The sequence below is a fragment of the Mycobacterium sp. genome, assembly GCF_050700595.1.
Taxonomy (GTDB): domain Bacteria; phylum Actinomycetota; class Actinomycetes; order Mycobacteriales; family Mycobacteriaceae; genus Mycobacterium.
Genome location: NZ_JBOHHI010000175.1, coordinates 1 through 3,753, shown reverse-complemented (window position 1 = coordinate 3,753; position 3,753 = coordinate 1). Strand labels below are relative to the sequence as shown.

Here is a 3,753-nt window from a genome sequence, read left to right as displayed (position 1 = left end):
GGTTGACGTTGTGTCGTTTCGCCGTCTGCATCAGCTCAAGGAATGCGTTGTCGACCCGGTAGCGGCGCAAAGTGATCAAGACCCCCTCGGCGGTATCGAGAATCCGGGCGCCGCTGCGGCGCACTTCACGGGGCCGGCGTGGATATTCGTTCGTGCGTGATCGCGTCTGGCTTTCGTGGTTAACGGCGGTCATGTCACCTCCTATATCAATAATTATGATTAATTTTAGACCCGAGAGATGCTTCGTCAAGAATCATTACTTTTAGAACGCCACAACGACACCCCGGCAAGTTCTCACCACAGTTAGCCGGCGCAATCAGGGCAAACCGCCACACCGCCCCCCTCGCTGACGAGGTGGCTGCGGTGGTACACCAAAAAGCAGCGTGAACAGGTGAACTCATCGGCCCGCTTGGGGATCACCCGCACCCACAGTTCTTCGCTGGACAGATCGGTGCCCGGCAACTCGAACGACTCCACCGATTCTGATTCGTCGATATCTATCGCAGCGGACGCTACCGTGCGGTCTGCTGCCAGACCCTGGAGGGAATCCTCAGATAGGTTATCGGCGTCGGTGCGGCGTGGCGCGTCATAGTCGGTAGTCACGAGATTCAGCCCTCCTTATGGCATCACCGGGTACGGCAAGCCGAGCGTTTCCAACAGGCTCCTCGCGCGTTTCTTCGCCGGTGGCGCAGCCAGTGGCATCGCGCAGCACTGCCTTCGCCGGCTGCGGTGGCGCCTTGGCGCGGGGACACAATGGTTCCGTCCGACGACTCTGCGGAGCACGCACCACGACACAGCAGTGGCCCTCGCGCCGTACCGGCACCGCTCGCTCAGACTCGCCGGTGGCTTCGAGCATGCCCTGGATCAGTTGCAGGTTGAGCCCGCACACCAACGCGGGGTACTGCCGCGCGAGCTGATGAAACGGGCAGTTACCCAATTCGATATCACCCCCGGCTGTCCGGGCGGGCTCATACCCCCACCCACACAACGCGTGGATCACACCCGTGCCCGACACGCGGGCCTGTCCGGTCTGGCGGGCCATCGTCGCCAGTCTGGAACCGACAGTTCCCAACTCGTCGTGGGCGGCCACCGCCTCGGCGAGCACCTTGGCCAGCAACTCATAGTTGCCGGCCGGTACGTTGGTTGACCGTTCCGGCTGCGATCCACGTTTGCTCATGCTGTCTCCCACCGGCCCGGCCGATCCATGGCCGGATGTCGACGGTCCCTGAAGTCCGGTCCAGCAAATATTACGAGTTAAGTTTGTATTAACGATAGGAACTTCAATAGGTCTGCGTTTTATGGCCAAGACACGCCCCGCACAGGGATGAGACCTTCGTTATCGGGACAGATCACCGCCCCGACCGACTTCTGGTTGCGATACCAGGCGGTCGTGACGGCGCAGACCGCACCTTCCGTGCGGAAGCAATCCGTCTCCACATCGGGTTAACACGGCGCGGCGCAAGCCGGGTGGAAGGGATCGGGTCCAGATCCGTGTCGTCACCGGCCGCACATGTTAGGGTTTGCCCGCCAGAGTTGGCCACGCCAACAACGCACCCCCAGGCGGGGGTTGCCTCATACTTCGATGAGTACCGTCCTGCTTGACACCTACGACCTCGGCGAGGCCGAGGAGGTCTTCAGCGCCACATACGGGTCAGTCCACATGACGGTACCGGAGCGCGACACGCCGACCCACACCCGTATCTCGCGTTCGTGCCTGGGGTCAACGAACGTATATGCGGAAGACTTGACCTACACCTTTAACTACGCCATGGCTCCGCCGGAGAAGATCCTCCTGGCTCGCATCCGCTCAGGGACCACGGAGCTAAGCATGAAGGATGGGCCGGCTGCGCTGTTCGGACCAGGCCGAGCCGCAGCGTTCGGTGCATTCGAAGGTGAGCCATTCGGCGGGACCTTTTATCGGTGCCGCTTGGATGTTTTCGCAATGGATAGAGCCGTTCTCGGCCAGGTCGCTGCTGGACGGTCGCACATCGAGCGCCCGGTGCGGCTCACCGGCTCAGTGCCGTTATCCGAAGCTGCCAATCAGCAGCTGGTCGCGGCCATGGATTACGTGCGTGATGCAGCCACTAACAATCCGTCGGCTATGCGGAACCCACTCATCGCAGGCGCGGCGCAACGCTACGTAGCGGCGAGCATGCTGGCCACCTACCCGAACACCGCGGTGCTGGAACCGACCATCGAGGACCGGCACGACACCACACCCACGCTGCTGCGAAGGGCGATCGCGTTCATCGACGAAAACGCCCACACCGACATCACCATCACCGACATCGCCGCCGCGGTGTACATCACCCCTCGGGCGTTGCAGTACATGTTCCGCAAGCACCGTGACTGCACGCCAACGGAATACGTTCGGCGAGTTCGCCTGCACTACGCCCACCTCGACCTGGTAGCTGGTAATGGCACTACGACGACGGTCGCCGACGTCGCTCGGCGGTGGAGATTTGGCCACCTCGGACGCTTTGCATTGGCTTACCGGAAGGTGTACGGGGAGAGCCCCAATGTCACGCTCCGGCGTTAGATTGTGCAGGTCGTCGGTGCCCATCGCAGCCCACTCGACGCCGCGGTGCTCACGAAACGCTTTGCCGCAGTTACCCGCACGGCTAACCTGGGCCCATGAACAGTCCGTGGAACGCCGACGACTTGTGTGCCGCGATCCAGGCCGACACCGCCGAATCCCTCACAGGTGTTATCCGGCAACTGGCCGATCGGCTGCGACGCCACCACCGCGAGATACCTGACGCCACCGCGAGCGCCGTCGAGACCGACCTCGCGGCGGCCGTCTGCGATCTGCTCCACAGCTTCGGGCGACTGATAGCAACCCGGCCGGTGCCCGGATCCCGATTCGACGCGGACCGCTTCGAAGATCTTGGCCAGTTCCACAGTCAGGCTGCCCAGCTGTGCCGTCAACTGGACCGGTTGACCGGACAGCAGTAGCTCAAACCGTGAAACCGAGCGCGCGCAGTTGCTCGCGGCCGTCGTCGGTGATCTTGTCCGGACCCCAGGGCGGATTCCACACCCAGTTGATCTTCAGGTCGGTGACCAGGCCGGTGCCGATCAGCGCGTTGCGCGACTGGTCCTCGATGACGTCTTGCAACGGGCAAGCCGGCGACGTCAACGTCATATCGAGCAAGGCAACCGGGCCCTCGTCGCCGTGTTCGACCTCCAAGTCATACACCAACCCGAGGTCCATGACGTTGATGCCGAGTTCGGGGTCGATCACGTCGTGCATCGCCTCGTCGACATCGGCGAGCAATTCCTCACGCGGTGCCGTGGTTTCACTCATTCCTAACCTCCTCGAGGTCTCCGCCGGCTTCGGCCAGCATGTGCTTTTCCGCGCAGGCCCGCGCCAGCGCATCCTTGAACGCCATCCAGCCGAGTAGCGCGCATTTCACCCGCGCCGGATACCTGGCCACCCCGGCGAACGCGATGCCGTCGCCCAGGACCTCTTCGTCACCTTCCACGGTCCCGCGGGATGACACCATCTCGGTGAACGCGGTGACAGCCTTGAGCGCCTGCCCCACGCTTTGACCGATCACCTGCTCGGTCAGCACGGAAGTGGCCGCCTGGCTGATCGAACACCCCTGCCCGTCGTAGGAGACGTCGGTGATGTGCTCGCCGTCGTCGGACAACGCCACTCGTAGGGTGACCTCGTCGCCGCACACCGGGTTGACGTGGTAGACCTGCGCGCCGAACGGCTCACGCAGCCCACGATGCTGCGGATGCTTGTAGTGA

The 3,753-nt window shown here is 63.0% G+C and carries 6 protein-coding genes and 1 pseudogene; 2 read left to right on the top strand and 5 right to left on the bottom strand.

Going from position 1 to position 3,753, the window contains the following annotated elements; genetic code table 11:
- From ACRDTL_RS16105 to ACRDTL_RS16095, 3 genes and pseudogenes are all read right to left on the bottom strand, one after another.
- Positions 1-193 (bottom strand): annotated as a pseudogene (locus ACRDTL_RS16105) (hypothetical protein); the annotation flags it as partial.
- Positions 194-303: 110 nt separating this feature from the next.
- Positions 304-603 carry a DUF4193 domain-containing protein gene (locus ACRDTL_RS16100; RefSeq protein WP_431507707.1) on the bottom strand — a complete coding sequence of 100 codons (300 nt, stop codon included), beginning with the start codon at positions 601-603 and terminating at the stop codon, positions 304-306.
- The gene (locus ACRDTL_RS16095; RefSeq protein ID WP_431507706.1) at positions 587-1,177 is read right to left on the bottom strand and encodes a hypothetical protein; all 591 of its coding nucleotides are present in this window, start codon (positions 1,175-1,177) and stop codon (positions 587-589) included. Before ACRDTL_RS16095 ends, ACRDTL_RS16100 begins: the two co-directional genes overlap by 17 nt.
- Before the next feature lie 405 nt (positions 1,178-1,582).
- Here ACRDTL_RS16095 and ACRDTL_RS16090 point away from each other — a divergent pair, with 405 nt between their 5' ends.
- Complete coding sequence (locus tag ACRDTL_RS16090) at positions 1,583-2,539, top strand: helix-turn-helix transcriptional regulator (protein WP_431507705.1); 957 nt, start codon at positions 1,583-1,585, stop codon at positions 2,537-2,539.
- A gap of 95 nt (positions 2,540-2,634) precedes the next feature.
- Positions 2,635-2,955, top strand: a complete 321-nt coding sequence (locus ACRDTL_RS16085) for a hypothetical protein (protein ID WP_431507704.1) — start codon at positions 2,635-2,637, stop codon at positions 2,953-2,955.
- A 1-nt stretch (position 2,956) separates the two neighbouring features.
- Here ACRDTL_RS16085 and ACRDTL_RS16080 read toward each other — a convergent pair whose 3' ends face one another.
- A complete protein-coding gene (locus ACRDTL_RS16080) occupies positions 2,957-3,304 on the bottom strand; it encodes a metal-sulfur cluster assembly factor (protein ID WP_431507703.1) in 348 nt (115 codons plus the stop codon).
- A partial coding sequence (gene sufU, locus ACRDTL_RS16075; protein ID WP_431507702.1) for a Fe-S cluster assembly sulfur transfer protein SufU occupies positions 3,297-3,753 on the bottom strand: 457 nt, incomplete at its 5' end. The genes ACRDTL_RS16080 and sufU, both read right to left, overlap by 8 nt.

Coding starts and splice junctions, on each gene's coding strand:
- ACRDTL_RS16080 (WP_431507703.1), bottom strand. CDS start 3,304: ATGAGTGAAACCACGGCACCGCGTGAGGAATTGCTCGCCGATGTCGAC.
- ACRDTL_RS16085 (WP_431507704.1), top strand. CDS start 2,635: ATGAACAGTCCGTGGAACGCCGACGACTTGTGTGCCGCGATCCAGGCC.
- ACRDTL_RS16090 (WP_431507705.1), top strand. CDS start 1,583: ATGAGTACCGTCCTGCTTGACACCTACGACCTCGGCGAGGCCGAGGAG.
- ACRDTL_RS16095 (WP_431507706.1), bottom strand. CDS start 1,177: ATGAGCAAACGTGGATCGCAGCCGGAACGGTCAACCAACGTACCGGCC.